A 23,518-nucleotide genomic window follows, 5' to 3' on the forward strand; every position below is an offset into this window, starting at 1 on the left:
GGATGACTGGTCTATATACTCAATTTGTATCTAACGTATTATTTCCATTACATGAAAAGCTCAAAAAGCACGATACGGTCAAAATTCGTAAGTCTTTAGAAAAGTCTCAATGGCTTGATCAAGAGACCTTAAAACAACAACAATCCCTGCGTTTGCAGGGGTTTATGCAAACAGTTTACAAACATGTACCTTACTACCGAGAATTGTTTGATTCATTGAATATCACTCCTGATGAGATTCAATCTGCGGAAGATTTGGTTAAGCTGCCATTTTTAGATAAAAGCAAAATTTCCGCGAATTTTGATGCTCTAAAATCGGATATAGCCGGTCCACTGGCGCGATTCAATACTGGAGGATCCAGTGGCCAGCCCTTGATATTTCTTTTGGGCAATGAACGTGTGTCCTTTGATGTCGCTGAAAAATGGCGCGCCACTCGCTGGTGGGATGTAGATATAGGCGACAAAGAGATTGTTGCTTGGGGCTCTCCCATAGAACTTGGCGCGCAAGATAAAGTGCGTTTGATACGAGATGGATTATTTCGTTCAGAATTAATTCCCGCATTTGATATGTCAGAACAAAAGTTAATGTCATTTTTGAACACCATCCAAAAAACCAAGCCTAAAATGCTATTTGGTTATCCATCAGTATTTGATTTGTTGGCTAAAACCGCTAAACAACATGGTATGCAGATGGATAATTTAGGTATCAAGGTTGCGTTCGTAACCTCAGAAAGACTTTATCCATATCAACGGGAAAATATTGAAGCTGTTTTCGGTTGCCCGGTGGCTAATGGTTATGGCGGCAGAGATGCCGGGTTTATTGCCCATCAATGCCCAGAAGGGGGCATGCACTTGTCTTACGAAGACATAGTGGTGGAGATAATTGATCCTCAAGGCAATCCTCTTCCTCCAGGTCAGTCTGGGGAAATTGTTGTAACCCACATGGGGACATCTGAATTTCCTTTTATCCGATATCGCACAGGTGATATTGCGATTATGTCTGATAAAAAATGTGCCTGTGGTCGTGGATTACCTATGCTTGAGTCAATTGAAGGGCGTAGTACTGATTTCGTGGTGGCTGCAGATGGCACGATTTTACATGGGCTTTCTTTGATTTATATCTTACGGGATATTAAAAGTATTGAAGCCTTCAAAATAGTACAAGAAACGAAACAGCATACTCACGTTCAAGTTGTATCAAAAACGGGCGAAGTGGATGAGCAGATACAAAATATTATTGTGACCGGGATTCAAGCGAGACTTGGAGATAATGTATCTGTGACTGTAGAATCTTTAAACGAAATTGCTCCGGAAAAGTCGGGCAAATATCGCTATGTAATAAGTAAAGTGAGCATAACATGATAGATAGTTTGTATCTTATGGCTGATATTGCAGCAATTTGTTATATGTTTTGGTGGTCAAGTTTGCAGGATGATGATTAATGCGCGACCTGCTACTCGTTGGCTTCCTATTTGTTGCCATTTATTACAGTTTTAAACGTCCGTATATCGGCACTGCTGCGTGGGTATGGATAGCACTAACTGCACCTGCGAAATGGGCTTTTGGTTTTTCCAGTCATTTTCGTCTGAATTTAACCATAGTCTTAATAACTGTTGTTTCATATGTATTCGTTCAAAAATATAAGAAATGGCAATTCAACGGTTTAAGTTCTTGGGTTTTATTTTTTGGTTTTTGGACGTTGGTAACCAGTATTGCCAATCAAACTTCGTATTCTGCGTTTGTTTGGGAGTATTGGAATCAATTTATAAAAGTTTTACTGCTTTACTTTTTTGTGACTTTAACAGTGACTAAACGACTCCATGTGAATACCGTTGTTTGGGCTGTCGTATTGTCTATATCGTCTTTTGCAGCCATGGAAGCGGTTAAGTTTATATTGTCCGGTGGAGGGCATAGAATTGTTGGTAAAGCAGGTATTATTCGAGATAGAAATGATTTAGCAGTAGCTATTAACATGTGTATTCCACTAATTCTTTATTTGATCAGTGTAACAAAACATTATTCTATCAAGCGCGGTTTGAATATACTCCTAGTGCTGAATATTGTTGCCATTATAGGAACATATTCACGTGGAGGCTTCATAGGGCTATTGATTTTAGGAGCCGCGTTCTGGTGGACATCAAAAAGAAAATTGTTGTATGGAATGATTGCGGTAATTGCTTTACCACTATTTTTTACTTTTGCTCCAGGCGAGTGGAAAGAGCGGCAAAATACGGTTAGTTCGGCTGCTCAAGAAGATGGCTCTTTTATCGGTCGATTATGGGCTTGGAAAATTTCCACACTTATTGCAATGGATTATCCGTTAACAGGCGGGGGATTTCATGCAGTGAAAGATCGTATTCTTTGGAATTATTATGCTCCAATGACGCCAAGTTTCGGTCCAGTTGATACACCTCCAATTCCTCCTAGATTGAGGCCCAAAGCGGCGCACAATATTTATATGCAAGTATTAGGCGATCACGGGTTTATTGGATTGTTTGCTTTTATGATGATTCTTTGGCTAACTTTGATGGTTAATTTTAAGAATAGGAAGTGGGCAATAGCAAATAATGAAAAATGGTTAGCGTCATTATCTAGTAATATAACACTAGCTATGATTGGATATGGGATCACTGGTAATAATGTTAGTTTGGCATATTTTGATTTGCTCTATGCGATGGCTGGACTCGTTTGTGCAATTAATATTCATATTGTCAGAAGGGAAAAGGTTAAATTTACTGCAACAGGGGTCAGGATACCCCCTTCGACCGCTAATAGTGTCTAATTTTATAATTAAACTTCAATCAATTATTTGGTTTGGAAACGACAAACAATGACGAACAAATTGTTGCTTTCCGGCGGATGTTTGCGTCCTAACGGATTTGAACTTGGTGAAGGTAAGTATTATCAAAGTGCCAGGTTGGTTGAATTAGATATTAAAACTAAAGTGTGTCGGATTGTCATTCAGCAAGATGAAGGTGGAGAGCATTACCCAGAAGAACATCCGAATCTACAATTTACCAACGGTTGCATAGTGAATAAGATGTTGTGGTTACCTACAGATACGGAAATTCATCTTTATCGACTCTCTGATTTCAAATTAACTAACGTTATATCACATCCTTGTTTTCATAATATTCATTCGGTAAATCTAATTAAAGGAGAATTAGTTGTTACTTCTACAGGATTGGATAATGTAGTGTTTTGCGATCCAGAAACAGGAAAAATTAAACGCATTGTTAATACCGAGGGCAAAGAGCCTTGGCATCGTTTTGATCCTAATATTGATTATCGAAAATACCATTCCACTCGACCACATGACAGTCATCCTAATTTTGTTTTTGAGCTTGACGATCAAGTTTGGGTTACTAGGTGTACTCAGGAAGATGCAGTAAATTTATCCCTTGTGACTGACCGTATAGATATTAATTTAGGTAATGACAAAGGCGTGCATGATGGTCTGTGGTGGAACGATAAGCTAGTATTTACTCAAGTCGATGGGGTTTTATTGCTGTGTGATCCTGTGAAACGTGAAATGATTGAAATTATCGATCCTTTTCATAACGTTACTAATCGACCTATGGGGTGGTGCCGAGGGTTATATATAGAAGATGATATGTTTTACATTGGTTTTTCTAAATTACGAAAAACAAGTATGAAATCCAGGTTGAAATTCCTCAGCCAACGTAACTTTAAATATGCTTCTGGTAATAATGCTCTTGTTGTTAAGGTCGATATGCGTTCACGTAAGGTTGTGGATACGTTTGAAACACCTGATGGCATGTTAGATGCCATTTACGGTATTTTACCATACGATGGTTTAATCAATGGTTGAATCAACCAAGACTAATATTCTGGCGAGTATATATTGGTCTGTTCTATCCCGTTGGGGGTCTAAATTTATCGGAATGATAACAACTATTATTCTAGCCAGGTTGTTAGCCCCAAGCGACTTTGGTGTTATCGCAATGGCCATGCTTGCGCTTGGGTTACTTGATGCTCTAAGCCAGGCTGGTCTGAACTTGTATCTGTTACGAATAAAAGAAAATCAAACCTATCTTTATAATACTGTTTGGACTGCGGGAATTTTACAGGGAATAATTATTTCAATTCCACTTATCGTGTTTGCCCCAACAATTTCTAATTTCTATCAGCAAGCAAATTTAGAGCCTGTCATTGTGTGTTTGGCTGCAATAAGACTATTGCAGTCATTCAGTAACGTGGGTTTATTAATCGCACAAAAACACCTTAATTTTAAGTTAGATTTTAGCGTCACACTATATTCGCGAATTGTATACATGCTCGTTACTATAAGCCTAGCATTCTACTTGAAATCGTATTGGGCGATAGTACTCGGACATTTTACTTTTACCATTTGCACGGTATTACTCAGTTATGTAATGCATGAGTACCGACCTCGATTACAACTATCTGGTTGGCGAGATATATTTCAATATTCAAAATCAACAGTGCCATTAAGTATTGGTCGTTATTTAAATAACCAAGGTGATGCTTTAGTTGTGGGCAGAGTCGCTTCAGCAGACTTTTTAGGTATATACAATGTTTCTATCAATTTAGCCTCAATGTTTTCTAAAGAGTTGTTGATACCTGTAATTAGAGGGGTATTACCGAATTTATCTCTTATACAAAATGAAGCCAATTTTAAGCACCGCTTAATATCTGTATTCGCGCTATCCGTTTATATTTTTTTACCTGTTGGTTTTGGGCTGAGTCTAGTCTCAGAGGAGTTTATTTTAGTATTTTTAGGGGCCAAATGGTCGTTAGCTATTCCCTTGATGACTTGGTTTAGCTTGTATGCGATGGTGGCCGGAATTCTTATGTTCTTCAGCGAACAATTTTTAGTGATTTTAGAAAAAGAATCTTTGTCCAATAAGTTAATGTGGTTCCGCAATGCAATGTTAATTGTCACTATTATCGTCAATTTAAGTTTTTTTGATATTTACAGTCTTCCAAAGCACTTATTCATCGCAATTTGTTTATCTTTTCCAATTGTATTAACGATTTTATGTAAGGCATTATCAATATCTCTTTTAAATGTTATCACAAGCTGGGTAAGACCTGTCTGTGCTGTGGTATTCATGTGCCTAACAATTAGCTATTTTCCTATATTACAGATTCCCGTAATTGCTATATTAGCTTTGAAGGTGGTAAGTGGTTTTGTTGTATATACACTTGCCATAGTGGTTCTTTATAAGTTATTTGGTGATCCGGTAGCGAGTATTGAATCTATGCTGTACAACAAGCTAATTGGCGATAGAATATCAAGCAATTCAACCACAAACTAAAATAAGGTAGGCGATAAAAGTGCAAGAGTCATCAATGTGGTTAACATTCGAAATGAATGGACAAAAGGCTGTCAATATATCTAAAAACCAACAATTACATTGCGCAAATAATGATTCTGCCGCTTTGTGTTTATGTGGATACGTTTTTTTAGATGGTGCTGCCACTGATGTAAATGAATTATTTTCACTTTTTAAAAACGAAGCTAATATTGCAAGTATTTATCAGCGGTTGTCTGGGCAGTTTTGGATGCTCTACTTTGATCAGCAACAAGCACCGATCTTGTTTAATGATCAGATGGGAACGAAAAATTGTTACTACTATGAAAATGATTCAGCATTGTATTTTTCTGGTAATTTGAGAGATATAAAATCCCATGATGATACAGTGCTAAAAGTGAGCAAGCAGGCTCTGTACAATTATGTGTATTTTCACTGTATACCATCTCCTACCTCAATTTATGAAAACACATTTAAACTAGAACCTGGTAAAGCGGTTATATTTGACAAACAATCAGGTACGCACACACAGTTGCTATATTCACCTGTATTTGCATCTTCATTGGATAACCAAGATAAGGCGCAAATAGATTGTTTAGCTATCATCGAAGAATGTGTTAAAAAAGCTGATTTTGGAAATGTCGGAGCATTTCTAAGTGGTGGTCTAGATAGCTCGACTGTTGCTGGCATGTTGGCTAAAACAAGCGAACGTGCAAAGACCTTTTCTATAGGTTTTAAAGTTGCTGGCTACGATGAAACTGAATATGCGCTTATAACCGCAAATCATTTTGGTACAGAACACGAGGTTCTTTATCTTGAACCACAGGAAGTTGCTGAAGAGTTTGTTACAGTAGCGCAGTATTTTGATGAACCTTTTGGAAACTCATCTGCCATGGCAGCCTTTTTCTGCGCTAAATTTGCGAAAAACAAAGGTGTTGAGGTGCTGTTAGCAGGGGATGGTGGTGATGAGTTGTTTGCTGGTAATGAACGCTATGCAAAACAGAAAGTTTTTGAATTGTACAACAAACTTCCAGCTCCTGTAGGGGGGGCATTAAATGCAGCTGTGAACAATGCTGTAGGCCGAAAACTACCTGTATTGAAAAAGGGGGCTAGTTATCTAGAGCAAGCGCGCGTGCCATTGCCTGGCCGATTACAAACCCATAACTTTGTAAACCAAATGGGAGCGAAGGATATATTTCCGTCGAACTTCCTTGATGATGTTGATCAACAGATACCCATCCAACAACTCAATCAACGATATGCCGAATGTAAAAGCTCACATCCAGTAGATCAAATGCTGTTTTTAGACTGGAAGAATACACTTGCAGACAACGATCTAATAAAAGTGACAAAAATGTGCGAATTGGCAGGGGTGGAAGTACGCTTCCCACTTTTGGATAAAAAGCTCATTGATTTTAGTTGCGAGATTCCTGCTGATGTTAAACTACCAGGAGGAGAGTTAAGGGATTTTTATAAAAAAACATGCAATGGTTTCTTACCAGATGAAACCTTAAGTAAAAGTAAACATGGTTTTGGTTTGCCTTTTGGCGTCTGGATGAAGGAAAACCAGCAATTAAAAGATATCACTATTGATGCATTGAACAATTTTAAACATCGTAATATTGTTAATTCTTCGCTTATTGATCAGGCATTGGACTCTCACAACACTGTTCATACAGGCTATTACGGTGAGTTGATTTGGATAATGGTTGTACTTGAATTATGGTTACAAAAAGAAGAGCCTGATTTTAGAGTTTAGCTTTTTATTTTTAAAAGCGTTATTTAATAACGCTTTTAAAATCATCTTGTTACTTTGTGTTAGTTGTTACAAACTTATTGATAGTGGTAACAAGTTGGTCAGTTTTCTTTTCCCTCAAAGATTTGTCTGAAACTTTAAATTCTTGTGTGGCGGCTAAATTTAGCAGTTGCTTAGCTACTTTTTGAAGGTGTCCTTTTTTACTTTGAGGTGTAGGGGGGGGAGTCCAAGATTGTGGCAGATAACCCAAACTTTTACTCAGTCGTTTTATTTTGTTTACTATCGTACTTTTAGCATTTAAACCGATATCACCTTTCCATGTGGGCGGAATGATTGAGAATGTTATATCCAGTGATAAAGATTGTGCCCAGTCCTGCCATTTAAAGTCATTGATATAATCGTACGCTTTAACTGGATGCCATGCTATGTCGTAGGCATCAGCTAAAATTGCACCATGCATGGCTTCGGTAAGTACTTTTTCACAGGAATTTAGTTCATTAATAAATTTTTCCACTGGCCATCTAGGATCAATGAACTTAATGTCTGCCATTTTACAAACTTCTTGCCATTGACCAAACTTAACGCTATCCACATGAGGAATGTAAGCGACTGGATAGCGCTTTTTCGTGTCAGGTTGAAAATAACGAGGCATTAAATATGCGCCATCAAGAAGACAACCTACTTCTTTCGCGTTGACCGCCTCTTGAGTTTTAGGTCCTCTTAAAGCAATGAATTCCCACATTCCAGTACTTAACGGCGGTGCACTACCATAGCCGACACCCGAAGATAAAACTGAATATTTTTCTGCTAAGGGAATGCGATGGTTTAACAATGTTCCTACACCAATGACTAAGTGAGAGTTATCGTCGTCAAGCACTTCACCGATAACTTTGGGCCATAGCCAAGCATTTAAATCGTCACCAACATTTCCATCTTCAGCTTTAAAATAATATAATTTCAATTTTAATATCCAAGGTTAAATCTATTTTTTAGGGCTAGTTATTATCAATTTTAGCACTGCTTTTGCTAAATAAATCCATGTCCGCATGGCGCTTGGGCGGTATTTTAAGGCCTGCCAAAATGCCTGTACAGCTTTTCTGTACCACGTCTGTCTATATGCACCTAAGCCATAGTCAAAGTATCGGGTGAAACTGCGTTGATTAAATTGTTTGATATCTACCGCTGTTCCATCAGGACTTTTCAAACCATATTTTTTAATGGCAACCTGAATGATTTCATTTGCAAAGTCTCTCTGCTTCACTGTTTTGGTCAAGGAGTCTGGGGTTATTCGGTAGTAGGTTAGCGGTTGTTTAATCTTACTAAATTGCGCCACACGACTAGCTCTAATGAATAAATCCCAATCTTCAGCAATAGTAAGTTCGGTATTAAACATACCTATTTGTTCAAATAAGGATCTTTTAAACATTGCGGTACTAGTTAATACCCAATTTGTAAGTAATTGCTGGTGGTAAATCCAACCACTTAATTTGGGCTCTATTTCAATATTGTTATTTGTTGAAACCTTCACTAGTGGATTGCTGAAAAGTCCATTTTCTGCTGGTTCCCAAGCTAAGAACTCACTGTAAATGACGGAGCTTTCTGGATAACAATCTGTAATTTCTGCATAGAGTGCCAACTTGTTTGGCATCCAGATATCATCGCTGTCTAAAAAGGCAACCCAATCACCTGTTGCGTGCATTATACCTTCATTCCTAGCGGATGATACACCACCGTTGGGTCTGTCTATAATAACAATATTGTCGGCATTGTAACCCTGTAAGACTTGTAAGGAATGGTCAGTTGAACCGTCGTTAACTAAAATAATCTGGTGTACTGGGTAAGTTTGATTAAGCACCGAACTCAAGGTTTCTTCTATTAGTGCTTCACAATTGTAAACTGGAATTACCACACTAATTTTTATCGGTTTTTTCATAGCTTTAAATATCAAGAATTTATACCGTAACCTAACCTTTTATGCTATTCAATTCAATTATAGAACGTACATTTTAGACTTTTGATGTGTATAAAACGACTTTTGGAAATAGGTTTTAGTCTATTATTTAAAACTAAAATCATGTATGTTTATATCTTAAATAATGTTAATTTCATTATTTTTATCATTAACTTAGGCATACCATTAACCTTCGGTATTGGCTAATATAAAGACTTTGTTAGTCGGTTAAAAAATTTAAAGTGGATCAAAAATATGAGTTCCATCACTCCATTGTTAGCAATTGTCATTCCTGCCTTCAAAGGTGAATATCTAGAGGCTGCTCTTCAATGTATTGCTAATCAAAGCGATAAGCGAGTGAAAGTGTATGTGGGAGATGACAAAAGTCCCGATGACTTAGCTAGTATTTGCGACAAATTTGGAAATCAAATTGATTTACTTTATCATCGGTTCGATGAAAACTTAGGCGCTCATTCATTAATCAAACAATGGAATCGTTGCGTCCAGCTATCTAATCAACCATGGGTTTGGTTATTTTCCGATGATGATGAAATGGGGCCTGATTGTGTTGAAAAGTTTTATCAAGCAATCGAAGAGTATCCAGAAGAATCGCTTTTCCGATTTGATACATCAGTCATTGACGAGCAAAGCAATATTGTTCGTGACAATATTGTACACCCTCAATGGGAACGCCCTGTTGATTTTGTTTTAGCCAGAATGAAAGCACAACGTAGTAGCTTTGTTTCTGAATATATTTTTAAGCGTGAGACTTTTGACCGCCATAATGGCTTTGTAGAATTTCCTGCTGCTTGGTGTTCCGATGATGCATCCTGGGTTTGCTTCGCAGAAGATAACCAAATTGCAAAAATTAGCGATGCTAAAGTGATGTGGAGAACCAGTTTGCTAAATATCAGTGCGGTAAACTCTCCCCATTCTTATGATAAGTTAATCGCATCTTTAGACTATGTAATTTGGTTAAAGAAAAATATTTTTACAGAACAAAACTCGACTCCTATGGAAAGAAAAGCGTTAATCGATACTTCCAAAACTTGGTTTTTAAATTTACTTTGGAAACTCACTCCAAAATTGACTTTCAAACAAATGCAAACTATTGCAGCAAGAATGACAACATTGTATGGAAACCCAATTTGGGCTTGGCTTAAGTTATTAAAAAATCAGTTCAGAGCGGGCTAGTAGCTAATCCATTTATTAATGGTTAGCTAATTATTAGGCAATAAAATTACTAACCATTTTATTGTAGTTATCGTAAACTTTCTGTTTTTGTTCGCCCAATGCTAGCTTAGAAGCATCAAAATCCCAGTTATTATACAAACCTTCAACATTATCAACATCTTCGAAATCGGTGCAGCCCGCACAAAACGTTTTAGTCCAAGTGTCACAGTAAGACATGAGCTTAGTTACTTTCGTGTTTAAAGGAATAAACCGGGTATTGAAACTATAAGCGGTTATCATGCCATGCAGACTTGTTCCCATATATACTTCACTGCGAGCTATCAGGTACATAATGTCGTAAAGGTTTTTAGGTTCAACCATTACAAAGTTTTTTGAATAAGATTTTAATTCTGCTAACGCCACTTGATCTTCATGATTAGCAGAAATCCCTATTGGACAAAGCAAACCTGTAATTCCAAGACGACTTAGTGTGATCTCCAGTTTTTCAACAAAGGTCTTGAGATCTTTGGGGGATTTGTCGATTGCAAATTGGATGAATGCATAACTTTTGGGCAGTTCATGTAAATCTAACGATAATTTTTTTTCCAACTCAGTTATTGGGAATAAATCTGACATGATTAATGCAGAATCAGGAACCAGAGTACTATCAATGCCAATTCTATCCATGTAACTTTTGCTACGGTTATCTCTTACTGATACGTGTTTGGCTTTGCCTAAAGCCGTTTTAACCACTTCCAAATAGCGAGATGATTCTTCGGGAGGCAGTACCCCACCAACAGAGTTAAAAAACAGTGCAGACTTTCCGTTTCCAAATTTTTCTATATCGGGTGTAAAAGGTAAATCAACTTTTCCATATGAAAGCATTTTTCGAGCAATGTTAAGTCGCTCTTCTATTTTCATTATCTTGTATGGTTTGTTTATTTTTGCATAAAGAGGATTGATATAAGCGTAAAGTTTCTGCCAAGACGGAAAAAACATTTCGCCACCACCTAATACGAGATTCCCTTCATGCTTAGTTAAATCCTGTTGTAAAACTTTATAAGAATCCGTTGGCATAGCACCAAAAGCCGATAGATCACTTTTTACCAGACCATAATTTTTAAATTCTGCAGAACTAAGAGACTCAAACATCGCCTTGGAAACGAGAGGAAATAACAAATCACCATAATTGATGCGATCTGAAGCAGATAGAAAATGGATATTTTTATGGTTTTCTAAATTACTCATTTTGTTTCCAAGGTTATTTGAAAAGTTGATGCAATTCATCCAGCACTTTTCAAAGTTAATATAATATGATGATGAATCGATAGTTTTGGTTAAAACTATTAATAGATAACTAAATTTAAACTATATAGTGACTCTCACAGCCAGAATGATAACGGTAATTAAATGATTTATCGACTTAAGTTTTTCAAATTCCTATCCAGTTACACTACCCAATTTATTTTAGGTCGGTTTGATTTTTTGATGCAATGCAGATAAAAAACTAAGAATGAATTGACTAAAAGTGTGTTTGAATAAAAACAAACAAATGAGCCAAACTACACCGACTACAGAGACATTAATCATTAACCTTACTAATACCGGAAGAGCTTGGGTTAGTTCTCGACAGCCATAACCAGCAGCGAAAATGATAAGTGTAATAGCAAAATTTTTAGATAGTATTGATAATAGGTGAGAGATGTTTAATCCAAATCGAGAAATAACTTTTGGTAGAACCACTATTGTTTTAATTGTCGTGAAAACGCTCATTACAATGGCTAAATACAATAAGCCGAAGTCGACGAGCATATATACAGATAAAATAGTAAAAATTGAGAGTGCTAAAGTGGTTTTAAAAATGAATTTAACTTCACCAACAGCATTAAGGAGTTGATCTGACATGACAATGAAACCACGGATAAAATGCGCAAACGCAAATACTTGGGTTAAGATTATAGACTCTTCCCATTGAGAACCATAGAGCACATAAATTAAATCATCAGCGAACAAAATCAAACCAGCGCAAAAGGGCCATTGTAATATTAATACATAGTTGTAAATAGAGTACATACTTGCACTCATATCACCATCTTTGTTGTTGATTCGCGCAATAAACGGTTGAGCAACGGCTACTACTATCGACAGTAATAAGGTGTTAAAAATATTGATCGTTGCAATCCCTTTGCTGAAAAATGCAACCTTAGCAGTAGATAGAAATTTACCAATTATCATCTCTGGTAAAATAACTATTAATTGGCCAAGTATATTTGATGAGCTAACGAAGGAGGTAAACTTTCCTATCTCTTTTACATAGGTAAAATTGATTCGATAGTATTTCCATTCACCATAACTAATTGCAATAACCACATTGGAGATTGTTCCTGCTACGGCACCAATGACAATGGCCTCAGCTCCGAAGTCCAATAATAGAAACCCGACAGTCGTGGAGACTCTGACAATACAACTAACCACATCAATGACTAAAATCTTTCCAAACATTAACTGACGTTTAAATAATGAAAACATTAAAGTGCTAAAGGGTAAAAATAAAAAGTTAATAGCTAATATTCGTACCAAATCCGTTACTTTTTGATTTTCGAAAAAAGATCCAAGCGCGCCTGCTGAAAAGAAATAAACACAGGCAAGTACTGAGCAAAGTAAAAAGGAGATGGTGAAGCATCCCTGTATCTTTTCTTTATTGAGGTCTTTTTCTTTGATTAAATATAACGAAAGTCCGAAGTCCCTTAACAACTGACCAATGATAATTGTGCCTGCGGCTAAGGAGTAAATGCCTAATTCAGTGGGCGTCAGTAACCTCGAAATTAACATCACCAACAGCAAATCAAGTATCATAGTTGTGTACTTATTTGCGAACGTAAAAAACAGGGCTTTATTGACAGCTGACACGTTATTATCTCGATAAGTTTTTGTTAGTTAACTTTGCTGACATATTGATTGATAAACTAACTTCAATTTGTTGGCAGTCGCTGCAAGGGAAAATTCTTTTTCGGCACGTTTGCGGTTGAATTTTCCCATGATTTTTATTTTTTCAGTTTGTTTAGAGAGCTGGATAATCTGCTCACACAATAGTGCCGGATCAGTATCATGAGAAAACATGATTGCTCCATCTGACGTTATGTAATCGCTAATACCGCCAACATTTGAACATACAATAGCAGTACCACAAGCCATCATCTCAAGCACAGCATTATTTGCAGTGCAATCAATAAGCGGCATAAAACCTATTGTTGATGTTTGATACAGATCCCTAAGTTGCTCGTCGCTGATACCTGATAATAAATTAACGTTGTCAAAATGCTTAAACTTAGGCCATTCAGACTTAGGAATCAGAAAATTAAATTCAACTTGGTCTTTTCCGAGCATTTTTGTTATACCGCTTACCACTTCATGTAATAAGTTCATATCTCGCAAAATACCACCCAAACTGACAATTTTTAATTTTGTATCGGTTGTCGGAGGAGCTGGTACAAAGAAGTTAGTGTCAACATGATGATTGACGACATATATTTTTTCTTCGGGCATATATTTTGCGAACCAGTCTTTTTGACTGTTTGACATCAAAACCACTGCATCGAGCCTGCTTAGTACTGCGTTGTTAACTCTTTCGTCTAATCTCACCGGTGGGTAATGATAAGAAGCGATCACCTTTTTATTTTTATGTTGCCACAACGGAGTGTAAAAATAGGTATCTTCTCCATAAATAAAATGGCAAATGCCCGGTGATGAGGATGCGACTGTTGACATCGCTTTCAATTCTGGTAACAGTCCTTCATCTCCTACAGCTTGGGGTCGTAGGGTGTGTAATCTCCATCTCAAACTAGCAGGAATATGGCTAGCAATATATGATCTGAGGCCACCTTCAGCATGGGGGATCTTCATATATTCAAACACGGTATTATAACCAGAGTGTTTAGCATGATGCTTTATCCTTCTATGCACTATAGTTACATTTAATGAATTTAAATCAAACTCTTGTGCCATCCAATATTACACCTTTAAATTATTTTCAGTTCTCGCATTATAGAAATGTTTTTCGAAAGCGTAGTGGCGAGATTCGTTAACGTTGATTTCGTTTGTTCGCCAAAAGTGTTCAGGTCGAGTTGACTAACTTTAATCAATTCTTCACCTAAACTATTGGTATTATTAACTTCAAATAATAAATTGTGTTGTTTTGATATTTCATAAACAGGATAACTTGGATAAGTGGATTCCCAGCCATTCACTACAACAACGGGTTTACCAAATGCAAGAGGCTCTAATACATTGTGGTTTTTACCAATATAAGAAAAATCTGATACCGAATATAAGCCCCGTAACTCGCCGAAGGTATCTAAAACCAAAACATCTAAAGCTGGACTCATTCGATTTTCAATTTGTGATCTGAATTGAAATCTTAGGTTTTTATGAGCAAGTAATTCTGCTATTTCATCAAGCTGTTGCTGTTTCTCTGGATGGCGGGGGGCCATTATCATGAGGGCACTTGGAGAATTCTTTTTTAATGCTATGAAAGCGTCTATTAACGCCAAATATTCGTTTTTGTCGGATAGTGAACCTGCTACAAAAATAGGATTGTCCAAACTATTTAGTTGGGTGAATAAAGATTTAGCATGGTCATCTTTGAACTGCACCTTTAAATCACTAACCGCATCAAATTTTAAATTGCCAGTAACATATATTTTAGATTCTGATGCGCCAACAGTGCTTAACTTCGCTTTAACGCTATCTGTTTGAACCATAAAAGAGTCGAAAAGCTGGACATATTCCTTAGCGAACAAACGTCTTTCAATCACGTCTTGTTTGCATGACGGCGCATACTCGTAAAGCCAACTGTTGACGGCTATTAACGTCGTATTTTGTTTCTTTAGAAAGCGTAAAAAAGCATATGCTAGCCGGCAAGGCGCATCATTTGGCATACAAGGAATTTCGCACAAAATAAAATGTTTTGTTGGAAATAATTTGTATAACGACTTCGCTTCGTTTTTCCAGCCGGTCAGTTGAACTATATGTGCTTCGGGAAACTGCACACGGTATGCTTCAGCATAACAATCCCGGTCCGATATTAGCACCAATGAATAATCTTTTGCTAAGGTATCTATGACTGGCTTACAGCCATTCAATTCACCTATTGTCGAACAAAAAATCCAAATAAATGGCTTTTGACTGTCTTTTGACTGGTTGTCTGGCTGTGTAAAGATAAGTGGATTTTGCTTTTCACCTATTACGCTTAAAATTAGCGAATAGAACCACCATTTTATTAATTCCATAGATAAATAATTGATTTCTTTTTTTTTAATAGTGTAAAGAGTTTAATGAACAATTAATATAGGGAAGATTATTTTATACCAAAGATTTATGATCAATTGTTAACGCTACTTTAAAGTTCACGCACAACCTACGACGGAGAGTTCATGTTCAAGGTGCTATTTAAGTTTCTAGGAAGAGGAAAAAAACTAAGTATTTTGATTTACCATCAAGTGCTGCCACAGTTTGACCCAATGCGGCCATACGAAATGCATGCGGATCTGTTTGAGCAGCAACTTACTTGGTTAAAACAGAACTTCACACTGCTTTCCTTAAAACAAGCTGCCACTCTTCTGGAAGAAGGTAACTTACCTAAAAATGCGGCTGTGATTACATTTGATGATGGATATGAAAATAATGCTAGTGTTGCGTTACCGATTTTAGCCAAACATAACACTGTGGCGACTTTTTTTATTGCTTCTGATTTCTTAAACGGTGGCACTATGTGGAACGATATTGTTATTGAATATGTACGTAACTGGCCGAATGAGCAGCTGTCACTAGATGAATTTCCTAACGAATATTACGATACTTCAAGCTTGCAGGAAAAATATAAAACTGCTGAAAAGCTATTACTAAAATTGAAGTATTTACCATTTGCAGAAAGAGCAAGTATTATTGAGAGGTTAAAACCTTTAGCTACACCTGACGGTCTAATGATGAGTGATGAGCAAGTTATAGAGCTACATCAAGCGGGAATGGAAATCGGAGGACACACATGTAGCCATCCAATTTTGGCCAAACTTGATGATGACTCAGCTAGCCAACAAATCAAAAGCAATAAAGTTTATCTCGAAAAATTATTGAATACTAAATTATTTAGTTTTGCCTATCCAAATGGCAAACCCAATCAAGATTATTTAAAACGCGATGTTAAATTGGTAGAAAAGGTCGGCTATCAATGTGCTGTATCTACTGCTAATGGAGTATCGACTATAGCAACTGATAAGTATCAGTTGCTACGCTTTTCTCCTTGGAAGCAAGATAAACTTGGGTTTCTAATGCTTTTAGCAAAAAACTACATCCGTTAACTGTGAAACAAACTTAGTTATTTTTTGCGGTCCAGACGTTTGCTGAAATTAATTTATTTTTTAAACCTTGAAGGGGATAACCCAATCCATATGCAATTTTAGCATGCTCTTTTGCTTTATCAATCTCACCAACTGTCAAAAGTAATAAGCCATAATTGTAATGTGCTTCAGGGTTCTGAGAATTGATTTTAATAGCCTTTTCATAATGTCGTTGAGCAACTTTCACATTTTTATATTGATGATAAAAAATAGCAATAACCAAATGGACTTGAGGATCATCAGGTGCTAAGTCTAATGCACGTTTAAAATAGCATTCCTTAGATGGCCATGACTTATCTTTACGTAACTTTCTTTGGCTACTATAACCTGGACGCATTTGATTTTGAGCAGTTACAAGTAGAGCTTTGGGATGATTTGGAAATTTGCTCAGCGTATAATTCAAATCGCCTTCTAACGCCCCAGTATTTCCATATAAGCCTCTTTGTACCCCTTCAGTGAAGTGAGCACCTTCAACTTTGCCTCTTAGGATATTGGCTTCTCTATCATTTCGCCTATAATCCATCCCTTTCACATCTGAACAGATCATAGATGCAGTCTTAAAATCTTCTGGAATCGGTGTATTAGTAGTTGCTTCACTTGCCGAAGAAAAAACAACATGTAGCATAAGTAGCAAGCATACTTTAAATTGCTTAATCTTTACTTTAAAAAACATATTTGCCTCCACTTTTAAACCAAAATATGAAGAAAATTATGGCAGGTTTAAATGGGTTTTTATACTATTTTATTTTCTTTACAAACTTAACCAATAGTTTCGATAAGAAACTTGGATAGAAGGTTACGTGTTCAATTTCCCTTAGGGTTGAATCTAGTCGCTTATGCCACTCCATTGCTTTTCCGTAAAACTCTATATTATTAATTCCTTCGAGTTCCCGGTGATTAGAATAATATTTAATCATTTCAATTTTAAGCATTAATGCTGGAGATTGTTTATTAAATTGTTCGTTATAGGTGGTTTTCAAGATAATTAAGCAATCATCTTGTTGTATACACAAATCCACTGCGACTATTTCATCGTTAATTAAATAGTACCAACAACATGCTTTGTCTTTCTCAGCTAAGCTGCCCAAGGCTTGTTGATAAAATTTTCCTTGGGTGTTGTCAGGGGATATGGCGGTACCTTCTTCACCTTTCCAGCCACGACTTTCTAATTCACCGTATTTAATAATTGCTTGTTTAACCTCTGCAGGCTTAGTGACTTTCTGCCAAGACAATGTATCTTCCGCTCGGGCGGCGCGATTAATCACTTTGTTGTAATTTTGCCGCATATTTTTGCCAAGTGATTGAAAATACATGTCAAAGTCTTCAGGTATAGGGCGATTACCGGAAGTAATATACGGCATAAATTCAAAATCACTTGCTGGTGTAAAGTGACTATATTTTGAATCCATTTGCAGCATATCTAGCATTGCAACTGTGCCGGGTAGGGCATTGCAAAGTGATTTCATCACACTGCTACTTATTTGTGATTCGTGGTGTAAAAATAGTCCTAGCGGGCATTGTGAGGGCATGGCCGTAGCCCAACGTCCTTTGCCTAAGGGTTTAAAGAATCCTGCGTATTGCAATTCATCGTCTTTATATGCAACAACTAGTTTTTCATCTCCGTCAAAAAAGTGTGCGATAAGCCCGTTTACAAAATCAGGTTCGAAAAACGCTAGATTCATGGTTTTATTATTTAGTTCTGCCCAAGCTTGTTGATGGGTAGAAAATTCAGAACAACTTAAAACTGACCAATTCATTAAACTATCCTAGGGGCGTAATTGATTAAAAGTGTCGACTATAAAATTTAACTGATTGGTAGAAAGTTGCTGGTGACAAGGTATCTGGATCAGTCGAGAACGGTATTCTTGACTTACACTGCAGTCACTAACTGCAACTTCTTCCCATCGAAGAATTTGAATGCCTTTTTTGCGAATTTGATAAAAATAACATTCGTCTGTAAGCAGAAATGGTATCACGTAAGGTATGTCTTCATCCTTAAGGCAATTGAATAGAGGTGCGCCAACTTTTGGGTTATTGATGTTATTGACGATATATTCGAAATTTCTACGTCTTTTTTTCCGAATCAGTTTGAGGTTACTGTGGCAAAAAATACTTTTGGTATTTCTATAACTAGCAGAAACTAGATCAATTGGTTGGAAATAACGTAAATGGCTATCTTCTTCTGAAGGTTCTGCACATACTTCAGCAGTTTCATTTTTACTTTTTTTAAACCGTGCTTTTAATCTGCCAACAAACTGCGGAATACCAACTATAAAAGCACAGGCCTTAGCCTCTTCTAACCAGCCAACATGAGTTAGCTTAGCTTCGTATTTACTTTTTAAATAGAGTGCACCACCGTCAATGGTGGGCAGTATTTTGTTGATACTACATATGCTCGCGCTAACATCTGGAACTTGTTTGCCTGAGTCTGCAAAATGGTCAACAAATCGAAACAATGAGTGAGCACAATCTTCAATAATTTCTACCGGTTGTTTGTGCAAAAATCGAATGACGTCATTGTTATTTTGACCAAAGCCAAAATACCTGACAACTACGCAGTGGGTCACATCGCCTGCAGAAATTGCTTTTTCTAATAGGCTGATATCGACAGTTAAGTCTGCTTTTACCGGATAGAAGCGAATTTCGTAGTCTAACCAAATAAAAGGTTCAACTAGTGCTGGGCAATGATAAGCTGGGATCAAGATGACATTTTTACAATTTTCTTTTCTAAGCGCCGTCCCTGCTATACCTATTGCTCCGCGACCGTTTCGAGTGAAAATTGTTTCCCTCACGTCCCCCTTCGCATGTTGAGCTAAATCTAAATCCCTTAATCTAAATTTAGGTGTGGCTGTGACGCTGGGAGCCGGAAATTGACTTGCATCGGCAAGGGGTTTTAAAAATTTTACTGCCATGTGATTCCGCTAAACTATGCCTGATATCGTTTTTCTTCATGAAAAACAGAGAATTCCTAAGCTTATGCTAAGGTATGTTTAGCAAAATTGCTATATTGATGATTCAGTTAACCGAAATGTCATCATAAAGTCCTATTTTTGTATATGTGCTTGGACAATTATTTGACGTTTTTTAATCATCTAGGTGCCTTTTTATTTGGAGTAAGATATTATTATCTTTGATAAAAAACATGTACCTATAGGAAGCAAATGTGATTAAAGGTTATTTCCTACCTTGTGCCAAAGGTAACTTGTTTGTTAGTCAATACGGACAAACAAATTCGCAAAAAACAATTTTATTGCTTCCGTCTATTTTCGAAGAGCTAAACCTAAGTAGGGCAATACTTACCAAACAAGCGTTATTTTTAGCTAAACAGGGGTATTGTGTTTATTCCCTCGATTATCTTGGAACTGGTGACAGTGAACAAGACATCGAACAAGTCAATGTTGCTATCTGGCGAGATAATATTGTTACCACTGTTAAGTGGTTACAATCTAATGATATTCAAAGTATTACCCTTTGGGGGGTGCGCTTTGGTGGGTTGATGGCGTTGACAACATTACAAAGCATCGAATCAATATTACCCGTAGAGCAGATTCTGTTGTGGAAACCTGTCATGAAAGGTAAGCAATTCATGACTCAGTTTTTGCGTTTAAAGCAGGCTAATTCGATGATGCAGGGAGAGCAAAAAGTAAATTGGCGTGAACGAATCCTGTCAGGCACTAATGTTGAGGTAGCTGGTTACGAAATTACCGCCGACTTACTGTCGTCTATCGATAGCCTCGAAGTCTCTAAAGCATTAGCCCTAACTTGTCCATTAACCTGGTTCGAATTGGCCTCGGCTTCCATTCCCCCAGCGGTATCAATACAGACTAAAGAGTGGGATCAACAGCTCCTTAAAACGGCATGTTTTGAAGGGTCTGCTTTTTGGCAGATTCCAGAAATATTTGAACAAAGTCAATTGCACTTGCCTACTTTGAACGCGTTGCAGGGAGAAGCATGATGTCCTCAAAAATCACCGAGTCTGCAGTGGTAATTAACAGCAGTGGCGCTCAGCTCATGGGGATCTTACATCGTCCCTCTCCAGCCGTTAAAACTGCAGTGCTTATCGTCGTCGGTGGACCACAGTATCGTGTAGGTAGCCATCGGCAATTTGTGCAGCTCTCCCGTTCCCTCGCTAAGGCAAATATTGCTTCATTGCGGTTTGATTACACAGGTATGGGCGATAGCGAAGGCGACAAAAAATCCTTTGAAAATATTAGCGATGATATTAAGGCTGCTTGTGATCTACTTTGCGAGGAGTTAGGTATAGATTCTGTTGTCATATGGGGGCTTTGCGATGCGGCATCGGCGGCAATGATTTACGCCCCGCAAGACAACCGAGTAAAAGGGTTATTTTTGCTAAACCCTTGGTTGAGAAATGATGCGGCTATGGGCAAAACTATGTTGAAATACTATTATGTACAGCGCTTACTTTCAAAAGAGTTTTGGTCAAAACTCTTCCGTGGAAAGGTGAATGTGGCCGGGAGTATAGGTGATGCAAAAGGCTTTGTTAGCGACAGTGTTTCTAGTCAAGACAATCAACAGCAAAGCTATCAAGCTCAAATGCAACAAGGTTTGCAAGCATTCTCTGGTAAGGTCTGTTTAGTCTTAAGTGGGGTAGATTTAACAGCGAAAGAGTTTGAACAGCAAACCCTAAATAATAAAGCGTGGAAAAAATTGAAAAGCAGTGATAGCACTGTTCACCGAATTTCTAAAGCGGATCATACTTTTTCAAGCAAAGAATTTAAACAAGAAGTCGAAAATTACACCATTGAATTTATTAAACACAACGAATTTTCTGGCGTTAATTAAAAGGGCGTGTTTAACAACTTTTAGACGGGGAGCTTTGTGTCATTATTTTCCAATATGATAGTGACCCTTATAATGGAAGGGCCATTTTAGATTCATTTAATAAGGTACCTGAAGTACTTTTTGTGCTTTTTTGACTAGTCTGTCGCGGTCAAAAATTTATGGTGGAAACGTAAATGCTCTTCAATAAAGCTGGCGATAAAAAAGTAGCTATGATCATAACCACGATGATAATTAACGATAGCGGGGTAATTTAAAGTTTGTGCTAACTCATCGAATGGCTTAGTTAATTTTTGACTTTGATAAAAATCATCATCTAAACCTTGGTCGATGAGTATGGGAACTTGCAAAAATTGTCCTTGTTGCTGGAGTAATTTGCACGCGTCATATTGCTCCCATTCAGTGACGTCATCTCCTAAATAAGCCTGAAATGCTTTTTTGCCCCATGGACAATCCAACGGGTTTACAATGGGGGCAAATGCAGAAATAGAGGTGTATTTCTGTATATTCGACAAGCCTAGAGTAAGTGCGCCGTGGCCACCCATCGAGTGACCTGCAAGGGCCACTTTGGGTATGCAATTAAAGGTTTGATTTATGCAGTCAGGTAACTCATCAACAATGTAATCGTACATATGGTAATGGGTGTTCCATGGTGGCTGAGTCGCATTTACATAAAATCCCGCGCCCTGTCCTAAATCATAAGCTTGGTCATCAGCAACCTTTTCACCCCGAGGGCTGGTATCTGGGCAAACTACAATTAAACCAAGCTCTGCTGCAACTCTTGCCGCGCCTGCTTTAGTGACGAAGTTTTCATCTGTGCAAGTAAGCCCACTTAACCAATATAAAACCGGTAGGGGTTTGTTCTGTTCAACTTGTGGAGGTACAAATACACTCAAGTTCATTTCGCAATTAAGCACTTTTGATTGGTGCTTAAAGCGCTGCTGATGACCGCCAAAACTCTTTACTGATGAGACCAGTTCTAAGGCAGACATTAGTAATGCACTACCGAACGAATAGACTTACCTTCATGCATCAAATCAAAGGCTTTATTGATGTCTTCCAATCCCATTGTATGGGTGATGAATGTATCGAGTTCAAACTCTCCGTCCATATACCTTTGTACATAATCAGGTAATTGGCTACGACCTTTGACTCCCCCAAACGCAGTCCCTCGCCAAACTCGGCCAGTCACAAGCTGGAAGGGGCGGGTTGAGATTTCTTGGCCTGCACCCGCGACACCGATTATCACTGATTCTCCCCAACCTTTGTGGCAACATTCAAGAGCTGAGCGCATAACATTGACGTTGCCAATGCACTCGAATGAGTAGTCCACACCACCTTCGGTCATATCTACAATGACTTCTTGAATTGGCTTATCATAATCTTTGGGATTGATAACATCTGTTGCTCCCAGTTGTTTGGCGATTTCAAATTTATCTTCATTGATATCAATGGCAATAATGCGACCGGCCTTGGCCATTCTAGCACCAATAAGTACAGACAAACCGATTCCACCTAATCCAAATACGGCAACTGTGTCACCTTCTTGGACTTTGGCAGCATTGGTTACCGCGCCCATGCCTGTAGTCACTCCACAGCCTAACAAACATACTTTTTCAAGGGGAGCTTCTTTGGGGATTTTTGCTAGTGCAATTTCCGGTACAACGGTATGTTCGGCAAAAGTGGAGGTGCCCATATAATGATAAATTGGTTTGCCATCTTTAGAAAAACGAGTAGTACCATCTGGCATTAAACCTTGGCCTTGGGTGGCACGAATAGCCTGACATAAATTAGTTTTACCCGATAGACAATATTTGCATTTTCCGCACTCAGCCGTATACAAAGGAATCACGTGATCGCCAACTTCTACCAAAGTCACTCCTTCGCCAACAGCTTCTACAATTCCCGCACCTTCATGGCCTAGAATCGCTGGGAAAAGTCCCTCAGGATCATCACCCGACAGTGTATATGCATCGGTATGACAAACACCCGTTGCCACTATCTTTACTAATACTTCGCCTTTTTGTGGTGGCATTAGATCAACTTCTTCGATGCTGAGTGGTTTTCCAGCTTCCCAAGCGACTGCAGCGCGCGTCTTAATGGTTTCCATATTTCATTCCTATGTTACGACTATCTGATTT

General features: G+C 37.8%; 20 protein-coding genes. 9 read left to right on the forward strand and 11 right to left on the reverse strand.

Annotated features, from left to right (window positions below):
* The first annotated feature begins 2 nt into the window (after positions 1-2).
* From Q4567_RS00480 to Q4567_RS00500, 5 genes are all read left to right on the forward strand, one after another.
* Complete coding sequence (locus Q4567_RS00480; protein ID WP_303498914.1) at positions 3-1,361, forward strand: phenylacetate--CoA ligase family protein; 1,359 nt, start codon at positions 3-5, stop codon at positions 1,359-1,361.
* Positions 1,362-1,440: 79 nt separating this feature from the next.
* Positions 1,441-2,781: a putative O-glycosylation ligase, exosortase A system-associated gene (locus Q4567_RS00485; protein ID WP_303498916.1), complete on the forward strand. Its 1,341-nt coding sequence runs from the start codon at positions 1,441-1,443 to the stop codon at positions 2,779-2,781.
* A 48-nt stretch (positions 2,782-2,829) separates the two neighbouring features.
* Positions 2,830-3,831: a hypothetical protein gene (locus Q4567_RS00490; RefSeq protein WP_303498917.1), complete on the forward strand. Its 1,002-nt coding sequence runs from the start codon at positions 2,830-2,832 to the stop codon at positions 3,829-3,831.
* The gene (locus tag Q4567_RS00495; protein ID WP_303498918.1) at positions 3,824-5,302 is read left to right on the forward strand and encodes an oligosaccharide flippase family protein; all 1,479 of its coding nucleotides are present in this window, start codon (positions 3,824-3,826) and stop codon (positions 5,300-5,302) included. Before Q4567_RS00490 ends, Q4567_RS00495 begins: the two co-directional genes overlap by 8 nt.
* Before the next feature lie 34 nt (positions 5,303-5,336).
* The gene (locus tag Q4567_RS00500) at positions 5,337-7,058 is read left to right on the forward strand and encodes an asparagine synthetase B (RefSeq protein ID WP_303498919.1); all 1,722 of its coding nucleotides are present in this window, start codon (positions 5,337-5,339) and stop codon (positions 7,056-7,058) included.
* 49 nt (positions 7,059-7,107) lie between these two features.
* On the opposite strand, the gene Q4567_RS00505 is transcribed toward Q4567_RS00500, so the two are convergent.
* Together Q4567_RS00505 and Q4567_RS00510 are read right to left on the reverse strand one after the other, a co-directional pair.
* Entirely contained in the window at positions 7,108-8,016 is a 909-nt protein-coding gene (locus tag Q4567_RS00505) for a polysaccharide pyruvyl transferase family protein (RefSeq protein ID WP_303498920.1), read from the reverse strand.
* A gap of 21 nt (positions 8,017-8,037) precedes the next feature.
* Positions 8,038-8,988 (reverse strand): glycosyltransferase, encoded by a 951-nt coding sequence (locus tag Q4567_RS00510; protein WP_303498922.1) that lies wholly within the window; start codon positions 8,986-8,988, stop codon positions 8,038-8,040.
* A gap of 273 nt (positions 8,989-9,261) precedes the next feature.
* Here Q4567_RS00510 and Q4567_RS00515 point away from each other — a divergent pair, with 273 nt between their 5' ends.
* Entirely contained in the window at positions 9,262-10,200 is a 939-nt protein-coding gene (locus tag Q4567_RS00515; protein ID WP_303498923.1) for a glycosyltransferase family 2 protein, read from the forward strand.
* 33 nt (positions 10,201-10,233) lie between these two features.
* On the opposite strand, the gene Q4567_RS00520 is transcribed toward Q4567_RS00515, so the two are convergent.
* From Q4567_RS00520 to Q4567_RS00535, 4 genes are all read right to left on the reverse strand, one after another.
* Positions 10,234-11,427: a polysaccharide pyruvyl transferase family protein gene (locus tag Q4567_RS00520; RefSeq protein WP_303498925.1), complete on the reverse strand. Its 1,194-nt coding sequence runs from the start codon at positions 11,425-11,427 to the stop codon at positions 10,234-10,236.
* Between the two features lie 219 nt (positions 11,428-11,646).
* Positions 11,647-13,089, reverse strand: coding sequence for an oligosaccharide flippase family protein (locus Q4567_RS00525; protein WP_303498927.1), 1,443 nt, complete (start codon positions 13,087-13,089; stop codon positions 11,647-11,649).
* Between the two features lie 27 nt (positions 13,090-13,116).
* Positions 13,117-14,184, reverse strand: a complete 1,068-nt coding sequence (locus tag Q4567_RS00530) for a glycosyltransferase family 4 protein (protein ID WP_303498928.1) — start codon at positions 14,182-14,184, stop codon at positions 13,117-13,119.
* Positions 14,185-14,198: 14 nt separating this feature from the next.
* Positions 14,199-15,467 carry a 3-deoxy-D-manno-octulosonic acid transferase gene (locus Q4567_RS00535; RefSeq protein ID WP_303498930.1) on the reverse strand — a complete coding sequence of 423 codons (1,269 nt, stop codon included), beginning with the start codon at positions 15,465-15,467 and terminating at the stop codon, positions 14,199-14,201.
* A 144-nt stretch (positions 15,468-15,611) separates the two neighbouring features.
* Between Q4567_RS00535 and Q4567_RS00540 the strand changes: the two genes are divergently transcribed.
* Positions 15,612-16,535: a polysaccharide deacetylase family protein gene (locus Q4567_RS00540; protein WP_303498931.1), complete on the forward strand. Its 924-nt coding sequence runs from the start codon at positions 15,612-15,614 to the stop codon at positions 16,533-16,535.
* A gap of 13 nt (positions 16,536-16,548) precedes the next feature.
* On the opposite strand, the gene Q4567_RS00545 is transcribed toward Q4567_RS00540, so the two are convergent.
* From Q4567_RS00545 to Q4567_RS00555, 3 genes are all read right to left on the reverse strand, one after another.
* Positions 16,549-17,247 (reverse strand): tetratricopeptide repeat protein, encoded by a 699-nt coding sequence (locus tag Q4567_RS00545; protein ID WP_303498932.1) that lies wholly within the window; start codon positions 17,245-17,247, stop codon positions 16,549-16,551.
* Positions 17,248-17,311: 64 nt separating this feature from the next.
* Positions 17,312-18,331, reverse strand: a complete 1,020-nt coding sequence (locus Q4567_RS00550; protein ID WP_303498933.1) for a GNAT family N-acetyltransferase — start codon at positions 18,329-18,331, stop codon at positions 17,312-17,314.
* A gap of 9 nt (positions 18,332-18,340) precedes the next feature.
* Positions 18,341-19,486, reverse strand: a complete 1,146-nt coding sequence (locus Q4567_RS00555) for a DegT/DnrJ/EryC1/StrS family aminotransferase (protein WP_303498935.1) — start codon at positions 19,484-19,486, stop codon at positions 18,341-18,343.
* 251 nt (positions 19,487-19,737) lie between these two features.
* On the opposite strand from Q4567_RS00555, the gene Q4567_RS00560 reads away from it, so the two are divergent.
* Positions 19,738-20,529, forward strand: coding sequence for a hypothetical protein (locus Q4567_RS00560; RefSeq protein WP_303498937.1), 792 nt, complete (start codon positions 19,738-19,740; stop codon positions 20,527-20,529).
* Complete coding sequence (locus Q4567_RS00565) at positions 20,526-21,380, forward strand: hydrolase 1, exosortase A system-associated (RefSeq protein WP_303498938.1); 855 nt, start codon at positions 20,526-20,528, stop codon at positions 21,378-21,380. Before Q4567_RS00560 ends, Q4567_RS00565 begins: the two co-directional genes overlap by 4 nt.
* 134 nt (positions 21,381-21,514) lie before the next feature.
* On the opposite strand, the gene fghA is transcribed toward Q4567_RS00565, so the two are convergent.
* Together fghA and Q4567_RS00575 are read right to left on the reverse strand one after the other, a co-directional pair.
* Positions 21,515-22,369 carry an S-formylglutathione hydrolase gene (fghA, locus tag Q4567_RS00570; RefSeq protein WP_303498939.1) on the reverse strand — a complete coding sequence of 285 codons (855 nt, stop codon included), beginning with the start codon at positions 22,367-22,369 and terminating at the stop codon, positions 21,515-21,517.
* A complete protein-coding gene (locus Q4567_RS00575; protein ID WP_303498941.1) occupies positions 22,369-23,487 on the reverse strand; it encodes an S-(hydroxymethyl)glutathione dehydrogenase/class III alcohol dehydrogenase in 1,119 nt (372 codons plus the stop codon). The genes fghA and Q4567_RS00575 overlap by 1 nt, the downstream gene beginning before the upstream one ends.
* Between the last annotated feature and the right edge of the window lie 31 nt (positions 23,488-23,518).

The organism is Aliiglaciecola sp. 2_MG-2023, assembly GCF_030548145.1.
GTDB classification, from domain to species: Bacteria; Pseudomonadota; Gammaproteobacteria; order Enterobacterales; family Alteromonadaceae; genus Aliiglaciecola; species Aliiglaciecola lipolytica_A.

Coding starts and splice junctions, on each gene's coding strand:
- Q4567_RS00480 (WP_303498914.1), top strand. CDS start 3: ATGACTGGTCTATATACTCAATTTGTATCTAACGTATTATTTCCATTA.
- Q4567_RS00485 (WP_303498916.1), top strand. CDS start 1,441: ATGCGCGACCTGCTACTCGTTGGCTTCCTATTTGTTGCCATTTATTAC.
- Q4567_RS00490 (WP_303498917.1), top strand. CDS start 2,830: ATGACGAACAAATTGTTGCTTTCCGGCGGATGTTTGCGTCCTAACGGA.
- Q4567_RS00495 (WP_303498918.1), top strand. CDS start 3,824: ATGGTTGAATCAACCAAGACTAATATTCTGGCGAGTATATATTGGTCT.
- Q4567_RS00500 (WP_303498919.1), top strand. CDS start 5,337: ATGTGGTTAACATTCGAAATGAATGGACAAAAGGCTGTCAATATATCT.
- Q4567_RS00510 (WP_303498922.1), bottom strand. CDS start 8,988: ATGAAAAAACCGATAAAAATTAGTGTGGTAATTCCAGTTTACAATTGT.
- Q4567_RS00515 (WP_303498923.1), top strand. CDS start 9,262: ATGAGTTCCATCACTCCATTGTTAGCAATTGTCATTCCTGCCTTCAAA.
- Q4567_RS00520 (WP_303498925.1), bottom strand. CDS start 11,427: ATGAGTAATTTAGAAAACCATAAAAATATCCATTTTCTATCTGCTTCA.
- Q4567_RS00530 (WP_303498928.1), bottom strand. CDS start 14,184: ATGGCACAAGAGTTTGATTTAAATTCATTAAATGTAACTATAGTGCAT.
- Q4567_RS00535 (WP_303498930.1), bottom strand. CDS start 15,467: ATGGAATTAATAAAATGGTGGTTCTATTCGCTAATTTTAAGCGTAATA.
- Q4567_RS00540 (WP_303498931.1), top strand. CDS start 15,612: ATGTTCAAGGTGCTATTTAAGTTTCTAGGAAGAGGAAAAAAACTAAGT.
- Q4567_RS00545 (WP_303498932.1), bottom strand. CDS start 17,247: ATGTTTTTTAAAGTAAAGATTAAGCAATTTAAAGTATGCTTGCTACTT.
- Q4567_RS00550 (WP_303498933.1), bottom strand. CDS start 18,331: ATGAATTGGTCAGTTTTAAGTTGTTCTGAATTTTCTACCCATCAACAA.
- Q4567_RS00555 (WP_303498935.1), bottom strand. CDS start 19,486: ATGGCAGTAAAATTTTTAAAACCCCTTGCCGATGCAAGTCAATTTCCG.
- Q4567_RS00565 (WP_303498938.1), top strand. CDS start 20,526: ATGATGTCCTCAAAAATCACCGAGTCTGCAGTGGTAATTAACAGCAGT.
- fghA (WP_303498939.1), bottom strand. CDS start 22,369: ATGTCTGCCTTAGAACTGGTCTCATCAGTAAAGAGTTTTGGCGGTCAT.
- Q4567_RS00575 (WP_303498941.1), bottom strand. CDS start 23,487: ATGGAAACCATTAAGACGCGCGCTGCAGTCGCTTGGGAAGCTGGAAAA.